At 76.5% G+C, this 1,474-nt stretch carries 1 protein-coding gene; it reads right to left on the bottom strand.

The features are described 5' to 3' along the window. Positions 1-1,474, bottom strand: a 1,474-nt coding sequence (locus AKJ13_RS29840; RefSeq protein ID WP_200905731.1) for an autotransporter-associated beta strand repeat-containing protein, incomplete at both ends; no start/stop codon positions are given.

The following is a 1,474-nucleotide window of genomic DNA, read 5'->3' as shown; positions in this document are numbered from 1 at the left end:
CTCGCTCGCGCCGAACACCCCGAAGGCCTGGCCCCAGACGCCGTAGCGCGGGGCGAGCGGCCGCACCGGCACGAGGCCGGTGACGGGCTCGTCCGGGGTGAGGGCGGCGTAGCCGGCCGGCAGGGTGGTGCCGGACGCGAAGCGCTGGCCGACGGCGCCGGTCAGGCCGGGGCCGGCGCCGAGGCGCAGGTGTTCGAGCAGGGTGCCCTGCACGGCGAAGGCGGTCTGCGCCCGCACGGTCACGGCCGAGCCCTGGATCTCGCCCGCGAGCGCGTTCAGCGCCCGCACGGCGCCGGCTGCGGTCTGGTTGAGCAGCGCCGTGGTCACCTGTGCGGCCGGGCTCGACACCACCGTCGTCGTGCCGGTGCCGGTGCTCACCGCGGTCGTGACCGTGCCCGTGGCCGACACGCTCGTGGTCACGGCGGGGGCGCCGCCGGCCGGGGCCGGCGTGCTGGTGACGGTCGGCCCGGTGCCGTTGAGGGCCCCCGCGATCCGGGCCTGGTTCGGCGACGTGGCCACGCTGGTGAGCGGGGCCGTCTGGGCGAAGCCGAGGGCCAGGCCGTGGGGCTCGTAGCTCAGCGACGGCGTCAGGAAGGCGAGGTTGCTCGTGGTCTGCAGGGTGCTGAACGTGCCGGTGATGCCGCCGGTGGCGGTGAGCAGGGTGTAGCGCAGGGCCGGCGTGTAGGTGCCCGAACCCGCCAGCACCTGCACGGTGCCGCCCTGGATCGTCACCGGTCCGGTGACGTCGGTGCGGTCGTTGGACGTGGGCGTGATCCGGACCGTGTAGAACGCGCCCGGCGCGAAGGTCAGCGGGCCGTGGATCGCCAGGGTGCCGATGGCCGCGGCGCTGCCGGGGGCGAGCCGGCCGCCGGCCTCGATCAGCGGATCGCCGATCTTGCCGGTGCCCGACAGCGTGCCCCCGCGCCGGACCGTCACCTCGGAGGCGCTGAGCACGCCGTCGATCTCCAGCGTGGCATCCGCCACGGTGGTGGCGCCCGTGTAGGTGCTGGTCCCGGTCAGGATCTGCCGGCCGCCGGTCAGGCTCAGGCCGCCGGTGCCGGTGATCGTCCCGCCGAAGCTGCCGCCGGCGTCGGCCAGGGTCAGGGTCTTGGTGCCGAGCGTGACGGTGCCGGCTTGGCCCGCGGCGGTATCCGACAGGCTGGCGATCGTGGTGCCGGCCCCGCTCAGGCCGGCGATGTCGAAGCTGGCGCCGGCGGCCAGCGCCACGCCGCCGCTGAGCGAGCCGGCCCCGGCCAGCGCCAGCGTGCCGCCCCAGACCGTGGTGGCGCCGGTGTAGGTGCTGGCGCCGGTGAGGATGGCGGTGCCGGTGCCGACCTTCGACAGGCCGTAGCCGTTGCCGCCGTCGCCGATGGGGCCGGAGAGGGTCAGGGTGCCGCTGCCGCCGAGGGCGGCGTTGCCGGCCAGCGTGATCGCCCCCGAGACGCCGGCCGTGCCGGTGCCGGTGAGCGCGCCG

The sequence above is a fragment of the Methylobacterium sp. ARG-1 genome, assembly GCF_001262595.1.
Classification (GTDB): domain Bacteria; phylum Pseudomonadota; class Alphaproteobacteria; order Rhizobiales; family Beijerinckiaceae; genus Methylobacterium; species Methylobacterium brachiatum.
The sequence above is the reverse complement of the archived record's forward strand: the minus strand, read 5'-3'. Positions and strand labels throughout refer to the sequence as shown.